The sequence below is a fragment of the Saccharibacillus deserti genome, assembly GCF_013618475.1.
GTDB classification, from domain to species: domain Bacteria; phylum Bacillota; class Bacilli; order Paenibacillales; family Paenibacillaceae; genus Saccharibacillus; species Saccharibacillus deserti.
In genome coordinates, this window is record NZ_JABJVN010000004.1 from 236696 (window position 1) to 259412 (window position 22717).

Below are 22717 nucleotides of genomic sequence, written 5' to 3' on the forward strand. Positions count from 1 at the left end.
CCCCTGCGCAGCGGAGCGCCGGTAGGGAAAGACTTTCTCCATGCCAAGCCTCCGGCTTTTCCTTCGGGCGGAATATGGTACACTTTAGGCGAGGGTTCGTCCCGATCCTATTTTTGTCAAGAGAGGTGCCATAATGAATCCAATCGATGAGAATCGTCTTCAACTGCTTGTGTCGAACATGCACGCGATCAAAAAGGAATTTGCCTGGCAGAGCGCGAATATTTCCCGTCTGGCCGCCATGCTGTACGCCGCCGAGGAAAAAGAAGCCGATCCGGCCGCCATCCGTGCTTGTCAGGAACAAATCAAGCAGAGTACCGGGGTGTTCTCCATGTTCCGGGGCAATCTCGCGCCGGGCATTGCCGCCATGCTGTCGCTGGAGAATGACCCGCAGGCTCTGCTGAACGAAACGCTTGATGTCTATGAGGAAATGAAAAGCCATAAATTCACGGCTTCCGATTATCTGGTGGTCGCCGCCTACGAAATTGCCAGGAATACGGAACCTTCGCGGCGTGCCGAAACGATCGGGCGCGCGAAAACTTTCTACGACGGCATGAAAGAAAACCATCCTTTTCTGACGTCGCACGACGATTACATCTTTGCCGCCATGCTCGGATTGTCGACACTCGAACCGGGTCCCGCACTGAAGCGCATGGAGCAGTTTTATACCGAACTGAAGCCGGAATTCCATGCCAGCAACCGGCTGCAGGCACTGACCCAGGTCCTTGTTCTGGGCGATGCGGGCCTTGATACGACGCGGCGCCTGGCCGAGCTGCGGGAAGGACTGCGCGGGCGCAAACTGCGAATGGACAGAGAGTATCTGCTGCCTTCGCTTGGCTTGCTGGCGCTGCTTCCGGCCGAAACGGGTGCGATCGTCGACGAAATCGAAGAAGCCTGCACGTATCTGCGCGATCAAAAAGGATTCGGCAGTTGGTCCGTCCTGCAGCAGGAACTGCTGCTGCTCGCTTCCGGCGTCGTAATCTCGCGCAGCGTCGGGGAAGCGCGGCGGAACCTGACAGCGCCGGCGATCTCCGCTGCGCTTACGAATCTGGTCATCGCCCAACAGGCGACCCTGCTTGCCAGCACCGCCGCCATCGCGGCGATCAACACTTCCTCTTCTTCAAGCTGACCTTGGCAGGACGGGCAGAATCCCATAAAACATTTGGTTCCAAGCTTGCGGCACGGTTCGGCTCCTCCGCGGCATATTCCTTCCTGCCGGAAAGGCCTGCGCCCCTTGTTAAAAGAAGCCTTCTGAAAATAAGCTGAAAACAGGGACCCGCACGCCGCGCAAAAAAAGCACCTCCCGGTCTGCCGGGAAAGGTGCTGGATGGTCTGCGTGTTGGCGGATAGCCACCGAGCTCTGCCTCCGGCTCGTTCTTTTTGCCGGACCGACCTGCCTGTTCAAAATTCATCCGCGGGTTCGAGCCGGATCGTCTCGGAACGGTCTCCCCCGTCCCAGATCAGCAGCAATTCCACCGTCCCCGCATCTTCTTGTACATATTCGGTCGTGACCAGATCCCGCAGCAGATAGACGCCGTTCTCCGGCACGCGCTTGACGACCGTGCCGCCGCTGCCCGCTTCGATATCCGCTCCGTAATACGAATATTTCACTTCGCCGGTCGGAGAAGGGCCGCCGCCTTCATAACGGGCCGTCAACCGGGCGCGCAGCTTGCCGCCCTGTTCGGGTACATACATCGAATATTCCGCTGCCCAGGCGTCGCCGGAACCCGCGTATTCGCGAACTTCCGGCGGGACTTCCGGATTCGACGAAGCCGCCTTAGGGGCGGGCGCGCCGGTGTTCTCCGGTGCGCTGGCGCAGCCGGCGAGCAGGAGCATAACGATCAAGGCTGTCATCTTCATTCTGTACATATCGGTATCCCCCTCTACGCCGGCTTTGCTGCCGAACGTCTTGCCTCTTCAATTCTTTTAACCGTTTTGAGGGTAAAAAAAACGAATCGGACAGCGACTTTGCTATTCGTTTTTTTGTTCAGCCCATCATATCCGCCGAGACAAACGGGCCGATTCATCCAGCGACGCCAGATCGCGGGCGAGTTCGCCCAAAGCGGGCAGCAGCTTCGGCGCTTCTTCCCGCTCGGAGAAATAGAGGCTCGCTCCGACCTTGCGTTCTCCAAGCTCCAGCCGGCTTTCGAACCTTTGCGATTCGGGTTCGAATATCAAATCGCTCCCCCTGCCTATCCGATCGGAGGATTCTCGGCCGCTGTCCGTTTGACCCCCTGTTCCGTTTCTTTGTTTCAAGCCTTTTTCGGCCTTCTTTTTACCGCTTCTCCTCTCCTTTTCTTACGCTGCCGTTTTTTTCTCGGCTTCCTCTTGACCTGACCCCTTTTAACTGCGAAAATGAACCGCCGACCCTTATACCTGTCGTATTTCCGGCCTATATGCCGATAAACAAGAATAGCCTCATTATCGTAAGGAGAACCGCCTATGAATGCACTCAAAATCGCCGGCCTGCTGCTGATTTTGCTGACTGCCGGCTGCGGCCGGATCGCTTCGCCGGGCGATCTGCTGCATGCGCCCAACCTCGCGGGAGAAGAACAGTCGCTGTATCGTGCCGTGCAGCCTTTTCTACCGGCCGGCTACCAGCTGACGACCCCCGGACAGTCCGATCAGGGCAGCGCTATCCGCCTTGCCGATCTGGACGGCGACGGAGCCAAGGAACTGATCGTTTCCTACAAAAAACCCGATACGGACTATGAAGTCAATATTCTCATTCTCAGCCAGCAAGACGGAGCCTGGAAAAAAGCCGACCTGATTACCGGAAGCGGAATCAACCTCGATTACCTGGCGATCAAGCCTCTGCTAAACGAGTCCTCTGCGCAGCTGCTGCTGGGCTACGACGGAGGCGGAACCGGGCTGCCCAAGGAATTGTACGTCTATTCGTTCTCCGGCCCGAAGAGCGAAGCGATTCTGCACCGATCCTACGACCAGATTGCGGCCGGCGATCTGATCGGAAACGGTTTAAGTCAGATTGCCCTCGTCCCTCCCTCTGAGAATATCGAGAATGCCCGCTCCCGAATTGAAATTTTGGGAGAAAAAGACGGGCAGCTGGTCGAAATCGCGGAACGCCGGACGGAAGGCGCCATCTTGAATATGCGGATCGAACTCGCGTCCGAGACCCGGACCGGGCTGTTCGCCCAGGTGCTGGGCACCACCCGTTCCGGCTATACCCTGCTGCTGGCCTGGGACGACGGACGTCTGGCGAATATCCTCTCCGTCTCCAAAAAGACATACGATACGCGCGCATCGAGACAGGATCTGCAGCTTGGAGAACCCGATCCCACCCCCAACCTCGCTTCCACCGGGCAAAAATGGTGGATCGATTATCCGGCGGCCAATCGGGATCTCGACAGCGACGGAATCCTGGAAGTCGCTCTGCCGAACGAGATGCCCGTGTCCGATGAGAAGGCGGGCACGCCGCAGCTGTGGAGCGATTCCTATTACCGCTGGGACGGCAAGCGCCGGATGATATTCGTCGAAGACCGTTTCTGGCAGTGGGGATACGACCTGCGTATCCCGAATCGCTGGCAGGGCAAGTACCGGATCGAATTTCCTCAGGGCAATCCGGATGCGGCAGACGAAGTGCGATTCGTCTATGCGCCGCAGAGCGAACCCGACTCCGGCAACGCCGAAGAGACGATCGGCGGCGAAGCCGTGCTGCTGACGCTTCGCCAGCTCTCGACGGAAGAATGGGGCCGCCTGCAGCCTATGCTGGAGAGCCGCCAGACCCCCTACGTCGTATTGGGAGGCGCCGGCACGGGTTCCGTCGTCCCCGGCCGCTCGTCGCCGATCACGATCGCCCTGCTCCCGGACTCCGATCCCGAGCTAACGGGCGAACAGGCCGAGATCTACGAGAATCTTCGGCTCAGTACAGCCGAAGTCGGATCGCTGGCCGGGCTGGATGCCGACAGCGAAACGGAAGAGGAGGCGTACAGCCATGTTGAAAAGCATTAGAGGGCGTCTCCTGCTCCAGATCGGCCTTCTGCTGCTGACCATTATTCTGCTGCTTGAAGCCATCTTCGCCGCAGCGGTTTCGACCTACTATTTTGACAGTGCCAGGCAGATCGTCCAATCCCGAGCCGTTACGGCGGCTACGCTGTCCAACCAGTTCATGGAAGGTTACACGCTGCAGGAGCGGGCCCGCTACATTCTCGAAAACCTGGTTCCGGGCGAGAGCAGCCGGGTCGAGGTGCTGGATCTCGAAGGCCGGACCGTGGTCGACTCCTACGGGTTCTCTTCGAACCAGCGTATTCGCACCTCGGATGTACGGGTCGCCCAGCAGGGCGGCGTCGGCAGCTACTCGGGCTACTCCCAGGCTTTTCGGCAGCGGATCATGGCGATCTCCAGCCCGCTGGTCAGCTACGGCGAAGTGATCGGCACCCTGCGCTTCTCGGTTTCGGCCGAGCCGCTGTACCGGGAAGTGGTCAAGCTGATCGGCTGGTCGATCGGAATCGGAGCGGCCGTGCTCGCGCTCGGCGTCGCGCTCAGCCTGATTATCGCCCGCCGGATCGTCGGTCCGGTCAAGGAGCTGACGGTGATCTCCCGGCAGATGGCAACCGGCGATTTCACCGTAAAAGCCATTCGCAAATATAACGACGAAGTGGGAACCCTGGCCGACTCGCTCAATCATATGAACGACGAATTGTCCAAAAGCGAGAAGATGAAAAACGACTTCATCTCGACGGTCTCCCATGAACTGCGCACGCCTTTGACCTCGATCAAAGGCTGGGGCGAGACGCTTGTCGGCGGTTTGGACGACGAAGAGACGACGATGCTCGGCCTTGGCGTCATTACAAGCGAGACCGACCGGCTGATCGGTCTGGTCGAAGACCTGCTCGATTTTTCCAAATACCAGTCCGGCGAAATCCGGATGCGTTCCGTTCCCGTCGACCTGAACAGCCTGCTGCGGCAGCTTGATCTGCAGTACACCCACTCCGGCAACAAACGCGGCGTGAAGCTGCATACCCTGCTGCCGGAAGAACCGATGCCGATGCATGCCGATCTGAACCGGCTCAAACAAGTCTTCGTCAATCTGCTGGACAACGCCATCAAGTTCTCCGACCTGAACGGCGAAGTCCGGCTGACCGCGGCTTGTTCGGATCTTCAGGTCCATGTATGCGTGCAGGATGACGGCGAAGGCATCCCGGCCGCCGATCTCGAACGCATCGGCCAGCGCTTCTACAAAGGCAGTTCCAAGATGTCCGGCAGCGGTCTGGGCCTTGCGATCAGCAAAGAGATCGTCCGGCTGCACGGCGGACGGATCAAGATCGAAAGCGAATACGGCATCGGCACGACCGTGACGGTGACGCTGCCTCTGGCGGTCGCAGATCCGTTGGATCCGGCCGACCCGGCCGAGCACCGGTCACTCCTCTAACAAAAAGAAGCGAACCCGATCGGCGGGTTCGCTTCTTTTGCTGCGCAATATGCGGCAGAGCCCGATCTCAATTCAACCGATCTCTACCTCGATCAAAGCTGTCCGGAATCTCCGCGCGATTCTTCCGTATTCCATATTCGCACTGCTTTTTCCGCTCCCGTCACCAGCATGTGTTCTCCCTGGAAGCAGATCGCCCGGACGCCGCCTTTCAGTCCCTTAAAAGAACGGCTGTCTCCGTCCAGGCCGACTTCGACTACTCTGCCATTCGCCAGACCCAGTGCCAGGTAACGGCTTTCCGGGTGCCATGCGATGGCATAGACCGCACTGCGAAACGTCTCGGCCACGGGCAGCCGGTATACGAATTCGCCGGTCTCCGCGTGCAGCAGCGAGAACGATTCCGGACTGTGCCGGTCGTCCGCCAACCCGCCGACCGCCAGATATCGTCCGCACGGACTGAGCGCGAGACTGTACACGCGCATACTGTCATGCAGCCCGGCGGTCCAGACGAAACGGTTCCCGGTTCTGTCGAAACACGCGACCGTATGATAATGGTCCGTCATATATATCTTTTGGCCGTCCGGCGAGACGGCCAGCTCTTCGGCGGTGGAACCTGCATAGTTCCCGAACACTTCGGCAAACAGCGCCCGGCCGAGCAGCGGACGCCATTCCTGCCGCTCCGGGTCGACTTCGATCAGTTGGTGCACCGCCGGATTCAGCGCATCGCGCAGCCAGGCATGCCTATCCACCGCTTCGGCGGAGATCGGCAGCCGGTTTCCCCCGACAAGAGCGGAAGGCGGTCCGTATCCGATGTCGCTTTCGCCCAGGTTCGGTCTCGGCACTGCCGCGATGAATGCAGGCGTGTCCGGGATCCAGGCAAAAGGCGGCGAGAGCGGCAGGGGCACCGGAGTCAGTACAGTAAGCGGCGGCAATCCGCAGATCGCGATATGCGCTCTTCTTCCCTGCGACAGCGGTCCGTCGGCCAGCAGCCGGCGGCCGTCTTCTCGCAGCGCAAACACGCGTCCGATTCCTGTCACTTCCTCCAGACAGTCCAACTGCTCTCCGCCGCGAATCTGGATGCCCGGCACACTGCTCACGTAGGAGCCGCCCTTGCAGCCGTGCAGCACCCGTTCCCCGTCAAGCGGTACCAGAGCCGAATAGGAAGAGCGGGGCTCCGACTTGGCGGCGATCCGGTCTTTTTTGCGATACTGCACAGCGGCTTTGTCCGCCATCCACGAGATCGGCTCTGTCGGCACTGTTCCTTTGGCGGCGGTGCCCGACAGCACGGGCAGCGGCAGCGGATATTCGAGCGGCAGAGGATTGTAGACGTCGCCGCTCTGCGAGTCCAGCACTTTCCAGCCGAAGACGGCCGCCAGACGGAGCCGCAGCTGTGTGTACGCCCACATCGCGCCGTGTCCGCGCAGAGAGCTCCACGGCACATGCGTATCCAGTACATTGCAGCCTTCGCCGTCGAGGATATCCCCTTCCTCTCCGATAAGCGAGACGTCGATCGCCATCCAGCGATCTTCCTGCTCGTACACCCATTGGCGCTCCGACAACCTTTTCAGACCGGGAATTTGCCCCAGCAGCGTTTCGTATTCGGTTTGTGTTTTCGTTTCCGAGTAAGCCGGCAGTCTGCCTATTCTTGCATCCTGGCTCATAAGCAAAAATATCCTCCGTTTCACAGGTTTCCATTCCGCGGCAATCGGCTTCCTATCGCACAATCAAGTGTTCGTGCGCTTCCCGGAAGAACGGTCAACCGCCGGCCAGTTCATCCGCGGCTTCAGCGGTCAGTACGCATACGATACTGCCCCGAAGCTCTTCTTCGCCGCGCGCAGCCAGAGGATCGGCGGCGAACAGGACGGCATCGGCGAGCAGGCCTTCGCCGATCCGGCCGAGTTCGTGGGCGCGGCCGAGAATCTCGGCGGCCCCGGTTGTCGCCGACTCCCAGATCTCGGCGCGGGACAGGCCGTACAAAGCAAGCGTGTCCATCTCCTGCAGGTTGCGTCCGTGCAGGGCCGGCGTCGCATAATCGGTACCGAAGCCCAGACGTACACCCGCAAGCTTGGCGTACCCGACCGCTTTGGCATGCGCTTCCACCGCGCGCATCGCCCGCTCTCGAATAACGGGCGGCAGCCCAAGTACCCCGCCGGGGTCGGCGGCAATCCGGTAGATCGAAGCGGTCGGTACCCACGCCACATTGCGCGCTGCCAGGCGGTCCGCCTGCTCCCGCGTCACAAACATGCCGTGTTCGATCGATTCGACTCCGGCTTCCGCAGCCCAATCCACCGTAACCCCTCCCCACGTATGCACGAAGACTCTGCGCCCGTGCTCGTGGGCGTACCGGACAAGGAACGCGAATTCCTTGTCCGACAAAGTAGGATCGGTCACCTGCTCCGTCGGCGATCCGAGGCCGCCTGTCGCCATAATCTTGATCCAATCCGCACCGGAAGCCAATACTTCGTCCATCTTCCGTTTCAGGTAATCGAGGCCCTGCGCGTCGGCCGCGCCGAACATATGGCTGCCGTTATGCACGCGCAGCGGATGCCCATGCTTGCGAATCAGCCGCTTCGCCGCTGCCGGCAGCAGCCCGCCCGCGTCCCGCACCGTCGTGACGCCGGTGCGAAGCGTCGCTTCGAACGCGTCGGCCTGCATCGCTTCGACCTCGGCGGAATCGCGCTTCGCCTGGTCGGCATGATCGAAATCGGTCCAGGCCATATGCGTGTGCAGGTCGATCAGCCCCGGCGAGATCCACAGGCCGGTACCGTCGACTTCTTCGGCGGCAGTCCGAAGCCGAAGCTCTTCGTGCGAGGATCGAGCTGCGATGCCGGATTCGGAGCCGCTTGAAGCCAGAGCCTGCGCGGCGGCTTCTTGGACCGATACGAATCGGCCGCGTTCGATTCCGATATCGAACCGCCGGCCGGAAATACCGGCTATCGCGATATTCCGGAAGCTTTTGCGGACCGGCCGCTGGAGAATCATGGCCGTTTCTCCCATACGCGGCGCACGGCTTGCAGCGCTTCGGACGCCTCGAGTTCCAGCAGGCCGGCAAGCGCCGAGATCGCCGTTTCCGCCGCCGCCTGCGAAGCGTTCGCTCCGAAATGATTGAGGCGCAGCAGCTGCCCGTTCAATTCGCCGTCGCCCGGAGCGACAATACCGATCGGCCGCGGAATCTGCAGGCGAGGTTCGCCGCCGATCCGTACCGTCGTCGTCAGCGTCGAGCGCCGCTCGGGACTGCGCTGCCAGCCTTCCAGCCCAAGAACCCGCAGTCCGGCGGCAGCCGATTCCGCGGCCCGCTCATGCCTGCCGATGACCTGTTCCAGCCCTTCCGTTTCGACCGCTTCCAGCGCCGCGATCAAAGCCCGTGCTTCAAGCGTCGGAATATAAGGCGGCACGCGGAACGCTTCGCCCTCGCGCGGCGGCTTCAGGTCGAGCAGCGACAGGATCGAGCTGCGCGGCGCGCGGGCATTGGACTCGATAAACGCCCATCCGCGCGGAGAAACCGCGACGGCACTGACGCCGTTCGGCCCGCCGAGCGCTTTCTGCGCTCCGATCGCTACCAGATCCGCGCTCCATTCGTCGATGCGCAGCGCTTCGCCGCCGACCGCGGACACGGAATCGCTGACCGTGATCAGGTCGTAACGGCGCGCCAGTTCCAGAATCCCACGGGCGGGATTCGATCCTCCGGTGATCACCTCGGCATGCACGAATGAAATGGCGTCCGGCGAAGTCCGCTTGATCGCTTCTTCTACCGCTTCGACCGTCACGACTTCATCGAACGGCACCCGCAGTTCTTCCACGTCGGCTCCGCCGCGCTCCAGCCACTCGCCGAACAGCGTTCCGTAAGGCCCCGTAACCACATTCAGAAAACGCCTGCCCGGCGCCGCGATGCCTGCCGCAATCGCCTCGATACCCAAAATCGCTTCGCCCGGCACAATGACCGGCGGATATTCCGTATGCAGCAGCTTCGCAAGCTGCGTCGTCAGCGTGTCGTATTCGGCGCGTGACAGCGGCACAAAACCCGAAGAACCGCCGTTTGAAGGTTGTAAAGTATCCATCATTCTCCCCCGTTCTGTCTTTGCTTCTCTGAGACGTATCTTCTTCAACAAGCACCTGGTCGAATCGATTTCTTTTCCGTTCTTTTTCGGCCAAGTCATTCTGCGGCCCTATTCGCCTTGCCGCCTTACTTCGTCGCTCCCGCAGCGGCCGCAGGCATCTTCGGCACCGCCGCCAGCAGCTCGCGGCTGTAAGCCGTTTCCGGCCGGGAGAAGAACCGTTCCCTGGATGCGATCTCGACCAGCGAACCCTGCCGCATCACGGCAACGTTATCGCTGACCGCGTGAATAACGCCCAGATCGTGCGAGATGAACAGCAGGGTCAGATCCAGCTCGGCTTGGATCTCGCGGAACAATCCGAGTACGCTGCGCTGCACCGAAACGTCGAGCGCACTTGTCGGCTCGTCCGCGATCAGCAGCTCCGGTTCCACGCTCAAAGCGCGGGCGATCGCGATCCGCTGGCGCTGTCCGCCCGAGAACTCGTGCGGATAACGGTCCAGCGAACCCGGTACCAGCTGCACCCGCTCGAGCAGTTCCCGGCAGCGCCGCTCCGTATCGGTCCGTCCCCGCGTCATCCGGTGAAAGGTCAGCGCTTCGGACAGAATCTGCCGGACGGAATGCCGGGGATTCAGCGAAGCATCGGGATTCTGGAAGATCATCTGGATCTGTTTGCGCTGCTCGCGGCTTCTGCGCTTTGCCAGGATCCGGCCGCCGAGACGCATCACGCCTTCGTCGGGAACGATGAGGCCCGCGACTGTGCGGGCAAGCGTAGACTTGCCGGAACCGGACTCGCCGACAAGTCCGAGCGTCGTACGCGCGGGCAGATCCAAATCGAGCGTATCCAGCGCGGTGAATGTCCCATAGCGAACGCTTACCTTTTCCAACTTCAAATCCGTGCTCATCGCGTGCCTCCTTCTCCGGAATCGCGGGTCCGGTCTTCGGGTTCAGATTCGGATGCAAATTCCGGCAGCGGCAGCACCGCTTCGATCAGCATCTGCGTATAGGGATCGCGCGGCCGGACCAGAACGTCAACCGCCGCTCCTTCCTCCACGATGCGCCCCTGCCGCATTACGGCGATCCGGGTGCATATTTCCGCCGCGATCGCCAGATTGTGCGTCACGAAGACCAGCGCAAAGCCCAGCTCCCGCTGAAGCCGTACGATCAGATCGATGATCTGCCGCTGCACCGTTACGTCGAGCGCCGTCGTCGGCTCGTCGCAGAGCAGAATATCCGGCCGGCAGGCCAGCGCCAACGCGATCACGATCCGCTGGCACTGCCCCCCCGACAGCTGATTCGGATAACGGTCTTCCCGTTTCAGCGAATCCGGCAGCCCGAGCAGACCCAGCAGCTTGAGCGCTTCTGCCCGGGCTTCCCGGCGGTTCTTGCCCTGCCGGTAGCGGACCGCTTCCGCCACCTGCTTGACGACGGGGCACAGCGGATCGAGCGCTCCTCTCGGGTCCTGAAAGACCATGGCGCTGCGCACGGTATGCCGCACTTCGCCGCCTGTCCGCTTCACGCCGGAAGGCAGCAGGCCCAGAACGGCGCGCAGCGTCAGCGACTTGCCCGATCCGGACTCTCCGACGATTCCCAGACTGTCGCCCCGTCCGAGCGAAAAGCTGACGTCCTGAACAGGATTCTGTCCGGAAGCGACCGAGAGCGTCAGCCGATCGACCACCAGAATCGGATCGGCGGCTGAAGCTGTCGGGGTTTCCTTTCCCCCACCGTTCTCGGGACTTCCCGGTTTGTTCTCTGCGGTACCTGCATGTTCCGCCGCGGCTGTGTTGCGATCGGGCGCTTGGTCTGCCCGAGCCGGAATTTCGCGTTCGCTCATGATTTCCTCCTCCACAGGTCCGCCAAGCCGTCGCCGATCAGCGACAGCGCGATCCCCGTATAAACGACGGCCAAGCCGGGCATCGCGGACAGCCACCAGGCGGTCGTCATGAACGATTGGCCGTCGGCAACCATCGTTCCCCAGTCCGGCGTGGGCGGCGCGATTCCGATACCGAGATAACCCAGCGTCACGATCGCGACCAGCACGCCGACCATGTCCGTCATCAGCACCACGACGGCCTGCGGCAGAATATTCGGCAGCAGATGGCGCAGCAGAATCCGCCAGCCGGGCAATCCCAGGGTCTGCGCCGACGCGATCCATTCCTGCCTTTTCAGCGAAGCCGCAAGCCCCCGGGATACGCGGGCGAACACGATCCAGCCGACCAGCATGAACGTGATATAGATCCCCTGCGCGCCCGCCCCGCTGGCAAAAGCGACAATAATCACGATCAGATAAAACGGAAACGCAATGAAAGTATCCGTTACCAGCGAGACGATCGTGTCGACCCAACCGCCGTAATAGCCCGCCAGCATACCGACCGTAATCCCCAGGCAAAAAGGAATGATCTCCGCCAGTACCATGATTCCGAGATCGGTCCGGGCGGCGTAGATCAGACGGGTAAACAGATCGCGTCCGAGCTGATCCGTGCCCAGCCAATGGTCGGCGGACGGCGGACGGAGAAACGCGCTTAAGTCCTGGGCGATCGGATCGTAGGGACTGATCCAGGGAATGAAAACCGCCAGCAGAATCAGGACAAGCATCATGAAGCTGCCCGCAAGCAGCGCCGGAGTCCGGCGCACCCGGCTCCACCCCCGGCCTGCGGGCAGCGGGCCGGCTTCCGGCGATATCGAACGGTGGCTCATCTTATCGCTTCTCCTTCGTTCTCGGGTCCAGCCGCCAGGCGGCGATCTCGATCAGCAGACCGATCGCGACGACGGCGAACGCGCAGTACAGCGCAATACCCTGAATGACCGGGAAATCCCGGCTTGAAATGGATGTGAACAGCAGACTCCCGATGCCTTTGATCCCGAATACCTGCTCGACCACCAGGGTTCCGCCGATCAGATAAGACAAGTTCACGCCGAACAGCATGAGCGTCGGCAGTGCGGAATTGCGCAGCACGTGTTTGAACAAGATGACCCGGCGCGGAATCCGGGCGGCGCGCAGCGTAACGACAAAGTCGGACTCCAGCACCTCAAGCATCTGGGCGCGCAGCGAGCGAACCAGCGTCGGGATCTGGGAAAAAGCGACCGTAATCGCAGGCAGCGCCAGACTGTACAGCATCCCGGTCCAGCCTTCGCCGATTCCGCCGACCGGGAACCAGCGCAGGTGTACGCCGAATAGCAGGATCAGCAGCAGCCCGACCCAGAATACCGGCATGCCAAGCGTAATCGCGGGGAAAATACGGATCAGATGATCGAGCAGTTTGTCTTTGTTCGTAGCCGCGACCACCGCAAGTACAAGCGATACGGCCGCAGCCAACAGACAGGCCAGGGCGATCAGCAGCAGCGTCACCGGTGCCCGTTCGGCGATCAGCTGCCGGACCGGAACGCCGGATACGATAGAAAGGCCGGTATCGCCCCGGGTCAGCAGCGTGTGCAGAAAGCGGACGAACTGTTCCCACAGCGGCAGGTCGAGCCCAAGCGTACGGCGCAGCGCGGCGATCGACTCGGCCGTGGCGTATTCGCCGAGTATCATTTTGGCCGGATCGCCCGGTACGATCCGGATCAGGAAGAACACCGCCGTTGTGACGCATGCGATAACGATCAGGGCGCGCAGCGCGGCGATCGCAAGCCACCGATAAGAAGGCGGACAGCCCGCCTTTCGGCGGGCTGTCGGACTTGTCTTCGTCATTGGGCGATGCGGACGTCTTCGAAGCGCAGGCTTCCGTTCGGCAGAGCGGTCAGCCCTTCCACCGAAGAACGTACGCCTTTCAGAATATCCGGGTAGTACAGCGGAATATACGGAACGTCATCGGCGAGAATCTGAAGCAGTTCGCCGTAGATGGCCTGGCGGTCGTCTCCGTCCGCCGTCTTCTGGCCTTCGCGCAGCAGCTGCGTGACTTTGCCGTTCGTGTAATGGGTCCAGTACGATTTGCTGAAGCCGTCCGGATCGGTCTGGAACGCAAGAATCGAGTTCGCTTCCGGCGAGTCCGCTTGTCCGCTGTTGAGCATTGCGGAGAAGTCGTATGCGAAGAACCGTTCGCGGAACGCGGCGAGTTCGACCGATTCGATCTTCATTTTGATTCCGATCGACTGCGCCGCCGCCTGGATGATCTGCGCTTCCTGCGCACGGGTATCATTGCCCGACGCGACCAGAAGCGTCGTCTCGAAGCCGTTCGGGAATTTGGACAGGGCCAGCTCTTTCTTGGCTTCGTCCAGATTGAAGTTCAGCGGCTTGAGCGTATCGTTCGAGTTGTACGGAATCGTTGCCGGCAGCAGCGAGTTCGCCGTCTGCGCATAACCGAAAGTCAGCGCCTTCGTCAGTCCGTCGCGATCGAGGGCCAGCGCGATGGCGCGGCGAACATGGACATCGGAGAAATGTTCGTCCAGCGTATTGAAGAACAGCTGCTCCGTTACCCAACTGCCGTTCGTTACCACGCCGGTGCCGTCTCCGCTCTTGATCTCTTCCGCATTCTGGAGCGCCAGCGATTCAATGCCGTCCACTTCGCCGGCTTTGAGCTGGTTGATCGCCTGGCTGTCGTCTTGGATCAGCTTGTACACCAGTTTGTCGAGATGCGGTTTGCCCTGCTGCCAGTAATATTGGTTTTTGACGAACGTGACGTCGCCTGCCGGGTCCCAGCTGTCTACCGCGAAGGGGCCCGTTCCGACCGGCTTTTTGAAAAATTCCGTTTCCGGCACGCCGCCGAAGTTATCCGGCAGGATGCCGTTGGAGAAGTTGGACATCTCCGAGATAAAAGGCGTATACGGTTCTTTGAGCGTAACGACCAGCGTCCGGTCGTCTTTCGCCGTGATTTTGTCCACTTTGGCCGAGATCGCAAGCGGCCCGCCGACGGTCAAATGACGGTTGAGCGAGAATACGGCGTCTTTGGCCGTAACCACGTCGCCATTGGAGAAATTCAGGCCTTTTTTCAATACAAAAGTGTACGTGAGGCCGTCCGTGCTGACTTCATGCGATTCCGCCAGCCAATCGACGATCTTGCCTTCGCTGTCGAACGAGACAAGCGGCTCGAACACTTTATCGATCGCAAACGCGTTGTTCGCCGTAATCTCGTTGTGCAGATCGAACGAGGTGACCGATGCGGGACGGGCATAAGTGAACGTTCCGCCTTCCGCCGCCTGGGCCGGTTCGGCCTCGGTCTTCCCCGTTTCCGCGCTGCCCGCGGGCTTTGCGGTTGAAGATTCGCCGCCCGTCTGCGCGGTCGAATTCCCGCCCGCTCCCGAGCATCCGGCTACCACCGCCAGAAGCAGCATGAACAGCAGCGCGAACCCGAATCTTTTTCCTCCCGCTTGATTGAATCGAGACATCTTAAATCCCCCTTTTTTCTGTACCCATCATAATTCTGACGAATTTAGTATGGATTGATTATGTGCCAAACTCCATACCCTGTCAAACAAAAAAAGCCGTCTATGAAAAATAAAAACCTTTTCATGAATACGGCATTTTCAAGAACAAACCAGCATCTGGCATACCCATCCAGAGACTGGAAAACAAAGCTTCCCAAACGGTTCCGCTGAAATCCTTTATACTGAGAAAAAAACCTTCAACCGCCAAAGGAGAATTCCCATGACCGCACGACCCGCCGTTTCCGCCGCAGCCGAAGCTTCGATCCGTTTCCTGAAGACGACTTCATCTCTTGAACCGCCGCACGACGAAGGCAGCCGACACAAGTGGGACGGCGCCTGGTGGCATATGGCCGCCCTCTATGAGATGGGCCAAGTCCGGCTTATTCCGGAATCCGCCATTGTTCAAGCCCAAACGCTGCTGCGTACCCGCGTATGGCCGGTGTTTGTGATCGAAGACCGCGACGGACCGGTTCTTAGCCAAGATCTGGACAAATGGGACTGCTGCCACTGCGAGCTGGCCGTATTCTACCAGATCCTGCAGGCCTACGGCTGCGATCTCGACGACGAGATGCCCTGGATTCGCGAATGGCTGTTGAAGCATCAGCTGCCGGACGGCGGTTTGAACTGCGATCCCGGCGCCTACCTGCATTCCCGCAAAAGCTCTATCGTCTCCTCCCTTCCTCCGCTCGAAGCGATTCTTCGATACACGGATCGTCCGTTTACCGAGCGGGAAAAAGAGTTTCTGGATGAAGGCGCACGCTACCTGATCGAGCATCGGCTGGTCTGTTCGAAATCAAGCGGAGAAGTCATCAACGAAGATTGGCTGAAGCCGTGTTTTCCGAGATTTTTCGAATACGATCTGCTGCGCGGACTGGCCTTCCTGAAGGAATGGTCCGCCAAGCGCAATAAGCCCCTTCCGGCAGGATTCGCGGAAGAGGCGCTGGAACGCATGAAGCCTTATCTGGACGAAGGGCGGGTCCGGATCGGACGGCAGGTCTGGGATGCAAACGGCGAGTGGGGCGGCGAGACGTTTGCCCTGCTGGAAGCCTTGGCGGGCGTGGGCGAAGTGTCGTCTTTTTTAAACAGTGAACGCTATTGAAACAAGCCATTCTCATTAAAAGGGAATGGCTTGTTTTATTATTTCCATCCACTCTATTTAGGGCTTTATTCCTCCTCCAGGCAATTAACTGCTCCAAATGTCACGAATTATATAGCAAGCAAATCTATAAAATGCTAATATAAGAAAGCCCAATATAAGAAATAAATAAACACTTAGGTATATTTACCTAAAAAGGAGGATAACATGGGTTTTTGTGTTCACTGCGGGGTTGAATTGAAAGATTACGAACCGCACCGTTGTACGCCGCAGGCCGCTGAGGTCGTTACGGCATCACCTGTACCTAGCGTCCAGCAGCCATTTCAAACGGAACCACGCCCCTACACTCGCGAACCGCTGCCCAAACTGGAAAAAGGGAAGTTGGTTTCTCTTTTGAAAAACCCTATGAGAGCTCTTGAGTTAAACGGAGAGTCGGATCTTTCGTACGGGCTAACTGGAATAGGCTTGTTTTTGGCAGGGATTTTGTTTTGGACTTTTTCCTTGAAAAGAAATGTGATCGACTGGCTGCTTTATCGCTACAGTCTAAATCGAAGCGACTTATTCAATACAACTTTCTTAGGAGAAGGATTATCGACAATCCGACAAACCTTAGACGAAAATCTGCCGATCCTCAAGCCGATGCTATTGATCTCCATAGGCAGTCTGCTGGCCTTAGTCATTTTTATGATTGCGCTCGGCAGCTGGATGGGTACACGAAAAGCGAACTGGAAAAACAGTGTAGCCCAAATAGGTGCCGCCCAGCTCAGCTCCGGAATCATGCTTATCGCAGCCGGACTTGTTCTGTTTGTTTCGTTAAAAATCGGCCTAATTCTGTTCGGAGTCTTGCTGCTCGTTGCGTTGTATATCACGATCCATGTCTCACTGCAGCTGTTTCAAGTTCCTGCGGCAAAAGTTTTGCTATTCGTCACGGCTGCCGTTCTGCTTCAAATTACGGCATTGATTTTCATTTCGGGTTACTATATCGACGGCGTTTTGGAAGATCTCAGACTCGGCAGCTTATCCACTCTTTTTTCAGAGTTCGAGTCCCTTTTACCTTAAATACAGGGAGTGACAGCGATGTTTTGTCTTAACTGCGGTGACGCTCTGGTGCCAAATGCCCGCTTTTGCGGGAAATGTGGAAAACCGACAGAAGAACCGGCATCTGCGGATCCAATTGGACTCCCTCAGTCACCGCTGCTCAAGTGGCTGATTGCTTCTCTAGCCGCCGTAATTGTTCTGGCAGGTGCATTTTTATGGATGTGGCAAAGCGACTTTTCGTTTCTCCCGGCCGGACCCCAAGTCTCTTCGGCAGCGGAAAGCAAAAGCGATCCCGATCCCGCACCCGCACCTCTTCCTTCGGCCAGCCCTTCTACCGACTCCGACCAACGTGAGCCGGAACAAACGGCAGCGGTCGAAACATCTGCCGCTCCCGCCTACATCCGGATCAATCAGGTGGACTCTGGCGATTATGCCAATGGTAAAGTCGATGTTTATTTTTCATTGTTTTCCGACGAGAATTTTGAAAATGAATTGAGGGACGACCGACTGAGCGCCAAAATGTTCAAGATCGACGACAGACCGGTCTCCGACTTTGCTTTTGTCCGCCCGAGCGACAACGTCAGCGTAAATCTCGTATTGGATAAGAGCGGCAGCATGGCCAAGCAGGCGTCTGCGTATGACTCTGCCACCAAGATCGAACGAGTGCGCAGTGCGGCGATCAACTTTATTCAAAGCGTTCCCCAAGAATTTAATGGGCAGTTCGAAATTCTTTCTTTCTCGAATTACGCTCCTTCGGAACCGGATCTTCCTTTCACTTCCGATCTGGCGAAAGTGGAAAATCAGCTGGCTTACTACGAATCGGATAACGGAGAAACGGCTTTATACGATTCGCTGACCGAAGCTCTCTATAGTACCAACGAAGTGTCCGGTCCAAAATATATTATCGCCTTCACCGACGGTTACGATTCCGGCTATGGAGCTTCGGCTTATTCCGTCATCGAACTGTCCAAGCAGCTGGGCATTCCGATTTATACCATAGGATTCGGAGACGCCGAAACGGACCTCTCCGATATAGCTCTCCAGACAGGCGGACAATCTTTTTCCATTTCCGAAGAAGACGATCTTCAGCAGGAACTGCAGCATATTTATTCCGATGTCTTCGAGCGTTATACCCGACAGTATAAAATAACGTATACGCCTTCCCGTCAGGTAGTCGACGGACAGGAATTTTCGTTTGTACTGGACATGAAATCTCACGACTACACAGCACGAACAGACGAACAAATCTTTACTCGAAAACTGGATCAAACATTCATTGCTGTCCAAAGTGCTTTGTCCGATTATCAAACGAACTATACGCGCGCAGTAAATGAACCGGACTTCGGGATGGTCAGCGACAATGTGAAATTCGATTCTGCTTTTTACCGGGATTTGAAAGACAGGATCGAAAACGACTATACCAAAAACCCTAAAAAGGTCGATCCTATCCAAAATGCGAGAATCGAATCGGTCCATCAGCGCCCGGACGGATCTTACGAAATCGAATACTTCAAATTTTTTAGCTTCAGAGAAAAAGAACGATCGAAATACGAAGCCGATCGGAACACCTATGTCATGACCCAAGATCCTTCTTCGTCCCAGTGGCAGGTCAGCGAATTTACTCGCGGCGAATGCTCGATTTACGAAAACGCGAATGATCCGGGAAAAGCATGCGGTAAAGGAGAACAAAGCAAGTACAGCGGAAATCCATGGACTCTCAATTAAGGACGTGTATCGATGTTGAGAAAATTTAGATCTATTCCCTTCCTCTGTCTGCTGAGTCTGACCTTGACGATATCAGGCTGTGCGGCTCCGGTACGTCAGTCAGCCGATCTGAAAGCGCCGGCTGTCCAAGATTCGGTTGAGCAGGAACAAACTTTCCCGGCTGCAGTCGAATCAAAAGCAAAACCTAAGCCCCTTTCCCCGGAAAAGCCCGAGAACGCGACAGGGATTTCGGGCGATCTCCCTGCCGAGCGCCCGCTTCTCTGCGTGGAGGCCGGCCACCAGGGCTCAGGGAATCCGGATAAAGAACCGATCGCTCCCGGAAGTTCCGTGATGAAAGCGAAGGTATCCAGCGGAACCCGAGGCACTGCAACAGGAAAGCCGGAATATGAATTGAACCTGGAAGTTGCCTTGAAGTTAAAAAAAGTTCTTCAAGAAGACTACGAGGTTATCATGGTTCGGGAAACAAACAAAGTGGATATGTCGAATAAAGAAAGAGCAGGATTCTGCAGCAGCTCGGGAGCGGATTTGATGGTTCGCCTGCATGCCGACGGCAGCGGAAATCCGGCGATTCACGGCTTATCGCTGCTGTATCCATCGGGAGACAGCCCGTATACGCACGATATTTCGGATGAAAGTCTGACGGCCGCCCGTTTTCTGGAGTCCGCCATCGTTAAGGAAACGGGCGTAAAGCCGAACGGTCTCGTTCCGCGCGACGACTTGACGGGATTTAATTGGCTGAGCATCCCTTCGGTTCTTGTCGAAATGGGATTCATGAGCAACCACGATGAAGATCTGAAGCTGAGTCAAGACGATTATCAGCAAAAAATAGCGACCGGTATTAAAAAGGGCCTGGATGCTTACTATGCAGCCAAAACATTGCCGCCAGGTTCGTAACTCCCCGGAGTAAGTCTCTTTCTTTTGTCGCTTCGTCAAAAAGGCACCCTTGCATTCCCTTCAGACAATCTGTTCTGAAGAGAATGGGGGTGCCTTTTTTAATGGCAGGTAAGAAAAACGCGAAAACGCAGCTTAATCTCGAAACAAAAGGAGCACTGTAAATGCTCCCCCAGTGTTCTTCTTTACGTTCTTGCCTTCTGCACTTTCAGCAGTTTCCCTTTGACCGTCGTCTCCTGCATCGCTTTGAGCACTTTCGCGCCTTTGCCGTTCAGGATATCGACGTAGGTCACCGTCTCCTGGACGCTGATGATCCCGATATCTTCGGCCGTGATGCCTTCGATCCGGGCGATGGTGCCGACGAAGTCGACCGGACGCAGTTTTTTCTTTTTGCCGCCGTTGAAATACAGCTTCATGATGTCCGCGTTCAGCTCTTCGCCCCGGCTTTTCTTCGCTGTCGGCCGGTCGCGCAGCTTGCGGTCGAACGCCGCCTGCGCTTCGGACACCGCGTAAGCGGAAGGCTCTTCGGCGAGAGGCAGCTCGAATCCGATATAGCGCTCGATCGAACCGAGGAATTTGTCTTCGAACGGCGTCGCGAAAGTGATCGCCGTGCCGCTCTGGCCCGCGCGTCCCGTACGGCCGGTGCGGTGGACGTAGCTTTCTTTTTCCATCGGCAGATCGTAGTTGATGACATGCGTGATCCGGTCGATGTCGATGCCGCGCGCCGCGACGTCGGTCGCCACCAGATAGCGGAACTGCCCGGCGCGGAACTCGTTCATCACGCGGTTGCGGTCGTCCTGCTCCATGCCGCCGTGGATCTTGTTGACCGGATAGCCGAGACGCTCCAACTGGATCGCTACCGCGTCCACATTGTCTTTGGTGCGGCAGAAGATCATGCAGCTGTCCGGATTTTCGACGACCGTCACTTTTTGCAGCAGCGCCGCTTTGGATTTCTCGCCGACCCGGTACAGCTTATGCTGGATCTGCGTCTGCCGCTTGTCCGTGGCCGAACCGATCTCGATATCGACCGGGCTGCGCATATAGCGGTGGCACAGACTCTCGACGTCTTTCGGCAGCGTTGCGGAGAACAGCATGGTTACGCGCTCCGTAGGGAGCTGCTTGATGATCTTCTCCAACTGCTCGATAAAGCCCATGCTCAGCATCTCGTCGGCTTCGTCGATCACCAGGTATTGAATGCGTTCCAGATCGATCGTATCTTTCTCGATGTGGTCCATCACCCGTCCCGGCGTGCCGACGATGACGTGATTGCGCTGCATCAGTTCGCGCTTCTGCCGGTCGAACGGCTGCTTGCCGTAGATCGCGGCCGCCTTGATCCGTTTGAAACGGCCGATATTCATGACGTCTTCCTTGACCTGGTCGGCCAGCTCCCGCGTCGGCGTCAGGATCAGCGCCTGCGGACGGCTCTCTTCCCAGTCGAGCAGCTCGCACAAAGGAATCCCGTAAGCCGCGGTCTTGCCGCTGCCGGTCTGGGATTTGACGGTTACGTCTTTGCCTGCCAGCGCCTGCGGGATCACCTGCTGCTGCACGGGCGTCGCGGACGGGTAGCCGAGCGTGTCGAGCGAGCGGAGAATTTCTTCGCTGAGCCCGTAAGTGGAAAAAGGGACTTGGGCAGCTTCGACCGGAGCCGTTTGTTCGTTCTCTGTATGGGTTCCGTTTACGGTTTCGTTGTTCGGTTGGTTCTCGTTCATGTTTGATTTAACTCCTTCGGTCTCGCCTGGTGCTGTTGCGGATATCCGATAAGCGTACCACAGATCGGGGAAAATGAGGACTGGCGTTTTGCTATCCCGCAAATAAAGCGCTGAATATCACGACATCCTGCAAAAAGTGAATCAACAGCGCCCAGAAGAACCCCCGCGTCTCCAGCATCGATTTGGCCAGAAACCATCCGATAAAGGCCGCCATCAGCACGCCTACGATTCCGCCCGGATTGCCGAAGTAATGCACGGTGCCGAAGACGGCGGCTCCCAATCCCTGCGCCAAGTAGGGAGAAAAGCGGTATCTGCCCACAACGGCGACGAACGTGAACCGGAACAGAATCTCTTCCGAGAACGCGTTCGCCAGTGCAAACGCGGGAATCAGAAGCAGGCCGGGAAACAGCTCCAGACTGACGCTTTTTCCGTGCACGACCTGGAAGTAGATCACGATGGCGGTGACCAGCGTAATGACGACAGCAAAGTTCAGTCCCAGATGTCTCCACGACTCGTTTTCTTTCGGTTTGATGCCGATCCACGGTTCGGGCCGGATCGCCCCGTCCCGCCTGTTCAGGTTCAAGTAGGCAAGTCCTTCCCTCCCTGTCAGCGCGTATACAAGCCCGATCATGAGCGCAGCCAGCGCCAGCACCGTGATTTGATAACCAACCTCCAGATTGTACCGTTCGTTTCGGAACAGATCCACGGCAAGCGGCGCAGCGCTTCTGAGCCACAGCAGCAGCGGCGCACACGCAATCGCGACAAGCGTAATCAGCAGAATCGGAATCGTGCCCACCCGTTTGGAATCCAACCTTTCTTCGCCGCCCGAATTCAGCCTCTTATCCATGTTCGTCCTCCTTCTCCGTAGACTGTAAGACTTCCAAAGCATGCCGGCACCATTCCATCGTCATCCGCATATACCGTTCGCCGTAATCGAGCGTCAGCAGCCAGAGCTGCGATGATTTGCCCTGCCCGCTTGGAACCCCTGCTTTGATCGCCGCAAGAATCGCAATGGACCGCTCGCTTTCTTCCAACTCCGCTTCGAGAAAAGCGGTCAACCGGGGAATCTGCCGCTCCTGCGAGACGAACATTTTCATCAACAGCTCGTTTCGCATTACGGACTCTTCCGGAGTTTGGGTCAACCAGGCATCCAACTGCCCGCATCCCCGCGGCGTCACGCCGTACACGATCCTGCGCCTGCCCGTCTCGGACTCTTCGACAATCGACACGGAACCTTCCGCCTCCAACTGCTTGATGCTTTTGTGGATGTGTCCGTAGGATTCGTTCCAGAACAAACCGATACTTTCCTTGGAAAATTTCACGAGTTCGTAAGCGCTCATAGGCTTGATCCGAAGCAGGCCGAGTATGGCGAATTGGGTGGTAGAGGTTCTTTTCATAGGGCCTCCTCATTTAATGTATCTTTGAGATATATATTACATCCATCATAAATCAGCTCATCGAA

The 22717-nt window shown here is 57.9% G+C and carries 20 protein-coding genes; 7 read left to right on the plus strand and 13 right to left on the minus strand.

From position 1 onward, the window contains the following. Nucleotides 1–133: 133 nt before the first annotated feature. Complete coding sequence (locus HOP44_RS12950; protein WP_172253970.1) at nucleotides 134–1126, plus strand: DUF4003 family protein; 993 nt, start codon at nucleotides 134–136, stop codon at nucleotides 1124–1126. A 272-nt stretch (nucleotides 1127–1398) separates the two neighbouring features. On the opposite strand, the gene HOP44_RS12955 is transcribed toward HOP44_RS12950, so the two are convergent. Both HOP44_RS12955 and HOP44_RS12960 read right to left on the minus strand, forming a co-directional pair. Beyond that, nucleotides 1399–1866: a flagellar basal body L-ring protein FlgH gene (locus HOP44_RS12955; protein WP_172253971.1), complete on the minus strand. Its 468-nt coding sequence runs from the start codon at nucleotides 1864–1866 to the stop codon at nucleotides 1399–1401. A 126-nt stretch (nucleotides 1867–1992) separates the two neighbouring features. Further along, complete coding sequence (locus tag HOP44_RS12960) at nucleotides 1993–2175, minus strand: hypothetical protein (protein ID WP_172253972.1); 183 nt, start codon at nucleotides 2173–2175, stop codon at nucleotides 1993–1995. 264 nt (nucleotides 2176–2439) lie between these two features. Here HOP44_RS12960 and HOP44_RS12965 point away from each other — a divergent pair, with 264 nt between their 5' ends. Both HOP44_RS12965 and HOP44_RS12970 read left to right on the plus strand, forming a co-directional pair. Then, nucleotides 2440–3966 carry a hypothetical protein gene (locus HOP44_RS12965; RefSeq protein WP_172253973.1) on the plus strand — a complete coding sequence of 509 codons (1527 nt, stop codon included), beginning with the start codon at nucleotides 2440–2442 and terminating at the stop codon, nucleotides 3964–3966. After that, the gene (locus HOP44_RS12970) at nucleotides 3950–5386 is read left to right on the plus strand and encodes a sensor histidine kinase (protein ID WP_172253974.1); all 1437 of its coding nucleotides are present in this window, start codon (nucleotides 3950–3952) and stop codon (nucleotides 5384–5386) included. Before HOP44_RS12965 ends, HOP44_RS12970 begins: the two co-directional genes overlap by 17 nt. Before the next feature lie 92 nt (nucleotides 5387–5478). Here the strand turns inward: HOP44_RS12970 and HOP44_RS12975 are convergent, their stop codons facing one another. The 8 genes from HOP44_RS12975 to HOP44_RS13010 form a co-directional block, all read right to left on the minus strand. Continuing rightward, nucleotides 5479–7044, minus strand: coding sequence for a WD40 repeat domain-containing protein (locus tag HOP44_RS12975; RefSeq protein WP_172253975.1), 1566 nt, complete (start codon nucleotides 7042–7044; stop codon nucleotides 5479–5481). A 94-nt stretch (nucleotides 7045–7138) separates the two neighbouring features. Then, complete coding sequence (locus HOP44_RS12980) at nucleotides 7139–8365, minus strand: amidohydrolase family protein (protein ID WP_172253985.1); 1227 nt, start codon at nucleotides 8363–8365, stop codon at nucleotides 7139–7141. After that, complete coding sequence (locus tag HOP44_RS12985) at nucleotides 8362–9441, minus strand: aminotransferase class V-fold PLP-dependent enzyme (protein ID WP_172253986.1); 1080 nt, start codon at nucleotides 9439–9441, stop codon at nucleotides 8362–8364. Before HOP44_RS12985 ends, HOP44_RS12980 begins: the two co-directional genes overlap by 4 nt. A 125-nt stretch (nucleotides 9442–9566) precedes the next feature. Further along, the gene (locus HOP44_RS12990; RefSeq protein WP_172253987.1) at nucleotides 9567–10340 is read right to left on the minus strand and encodes an ABC transporter ATP-binding protein; all 774 of its coding nucleotides are present in this window, start codon (nucleotides 10338–10340) and stop codon (nucleotides 9567–9569) included. Beyond that, a complete protein-coding gene (locus tag HOP44_RS12995) occupies nucleotides 10337–11269 on the minus strand; it encodes an ABC transporter ATP-binding protein (RefSeq protein WP_172253988.1) in 933 nt (310 codons plus the stop codon). The genes HOP44_RS12990 and HOP44_RS12995 overlap by 4 nt, the downstream gene beginning before the upstream one ends. Next, nucleotides 11266–12132, minus strand: coding sequence for an ABC transporter permease (locus tag HOP44_RS13000; protein WP_172253989.1), 867 nt, complete (start codon nucleotides 12130–12132; stop codon nucleotides 11266–11268). The genes HOP44_RS12995 and HOP44_RS13000 overlap by 4 nt, the downstream gene beginning before the upstream one ends. 1 nt (nucleotide 12133) lies before the next feature. After that, the gene (locus HOP44_RS13005) at nucleotides 12134–13123 is read right to left on the minus strand and encodes an ABC transporter permease (protein WP_219915566.1); all 990 of its coding nucleotides are present in this window, start codon (nucleotides 13121–13123) and stop codon (nucleotides 12134–12136) included. Next, nucleotides 13120–14757 carry an ABC transporter substrate-binding protein gene (locus HOP44_RS13010; protein WP_246369776.1) on the minus strand — a complete coding sequence of 546 codons (1638 nt, stop codon included), beginning with the start codon at nucleotides 14755–14757 and terminating at the stop codon, nucleotides 13120–13122. Before HOP44_RS13010 ends, HOP44_RS13005 begins: the two co-directional genes overlap by 4 nt. A gap of 259 nt (nucleotides 14758–15016) precedes the next feature. Here HOP44_RS13010 and HOP44_RS13015 point away from each other — a divergent pair, with 259 nt between their 5' ends. The 4 genes from HOP44_RS13015 (at nucleotide 15017) to HOP44_RS13030 (ending at nucleotide 19549) form a co-directional block, all read left to right on the plus strand. After that, entirely contained in the window at nucleotides 15017–15895 is an 879-nt protein-coding gene (locus HOP44_RS13015) for a prenyltransferase/squalene oxidase repeat-containing protein (protein WP_172253990.1), read from the plus strand. Between the two features lie 204 nt (nucleotides 15896–16099). Further along, entirely contained in the window at nucleotides 16100–16951 is an 852-nt protein-coding gene (locus tag HOP44_RS13020; RefSeq protein ID WP_172253991.1) for a hypothetical protein, read from the plus strand. Nucleotides 16952–16969: 18 nt separating this feature from the next. Next, a complete protein-coding gene (locus HOP44_RS13025; protein ID WP_246369806.1) occupies nucleotides 16970–18655 on the plus strand; it encodes a VWA domain-containing protein in 1686 nt (561 codons plus the stop codon). A gap of 12 nt (nucleotides 18656–18667) precedes the next feature. Further along, on the plus strand, nucleotides 18668–19549 hold the full coding sequence (locus HOP44_RS13030) for an N-acetylmuramoyl-L-alanine amidase family protein (protein WP_172253995.1): 882 nt from the start codon (nucleotides 18668–18670) through the stop codon (nucleotides 19547–19549). 182 nt (nucleotides 19550–19731) lie between these two features. Here HOP44_RS13030 and HOP44_RS13035 read toward each other — a convergent pair whose 3' ends face one another. The 3 genes from HOP44_RS13035 to HOP44_RS13045 all read right to left on the minus strand — a co-directional run bounded on the left by HOP44_RS13035 (nucleotide 19732) and on the right by HOP44_RS13045 (nucleotide 22652). After that, complete coding sequence (locus tag HOP44_RS13035; protein ID WP_216667579.1) at nucleotides 19732–21255, minus strand: DEAD/DEAH box helicase; 1524 nt, start codon at nucleotides 21253–21255, stop codon at nucleotides 19732–19734. Nucleotides 21256–21346: 91 nt separating this feature from the next. Then, nucleotides 21347–22102 (minus strand): CPBP family intramembrane glutamic endopeptidase, encoded by a 756-nt coding sequence (locus tag HOP44_RS13040; RefSeq protein WP_246369778.1) that lies wholly within the window; start codon nucleotides 22100–22102, stop codon nucleotides 21347–21349. Beyond that, nucleotides 22095–22652 (minus strand): PadR family transcriptional regulator, encoded by a 558-nt coding sequence (locus HOP44_RS13045; protein WP_172253997.1) that lies wholly within the window; start codon nucleotides 22650–22652, stop codon nucleotides 22095–22097. Before HOP44_RS13045 ends, HOP44_RS13040 begins: the two co-directional genes overlap by 8 nt. Nucleotides 22653–22717: the final 65 nt, after the last annotated feature.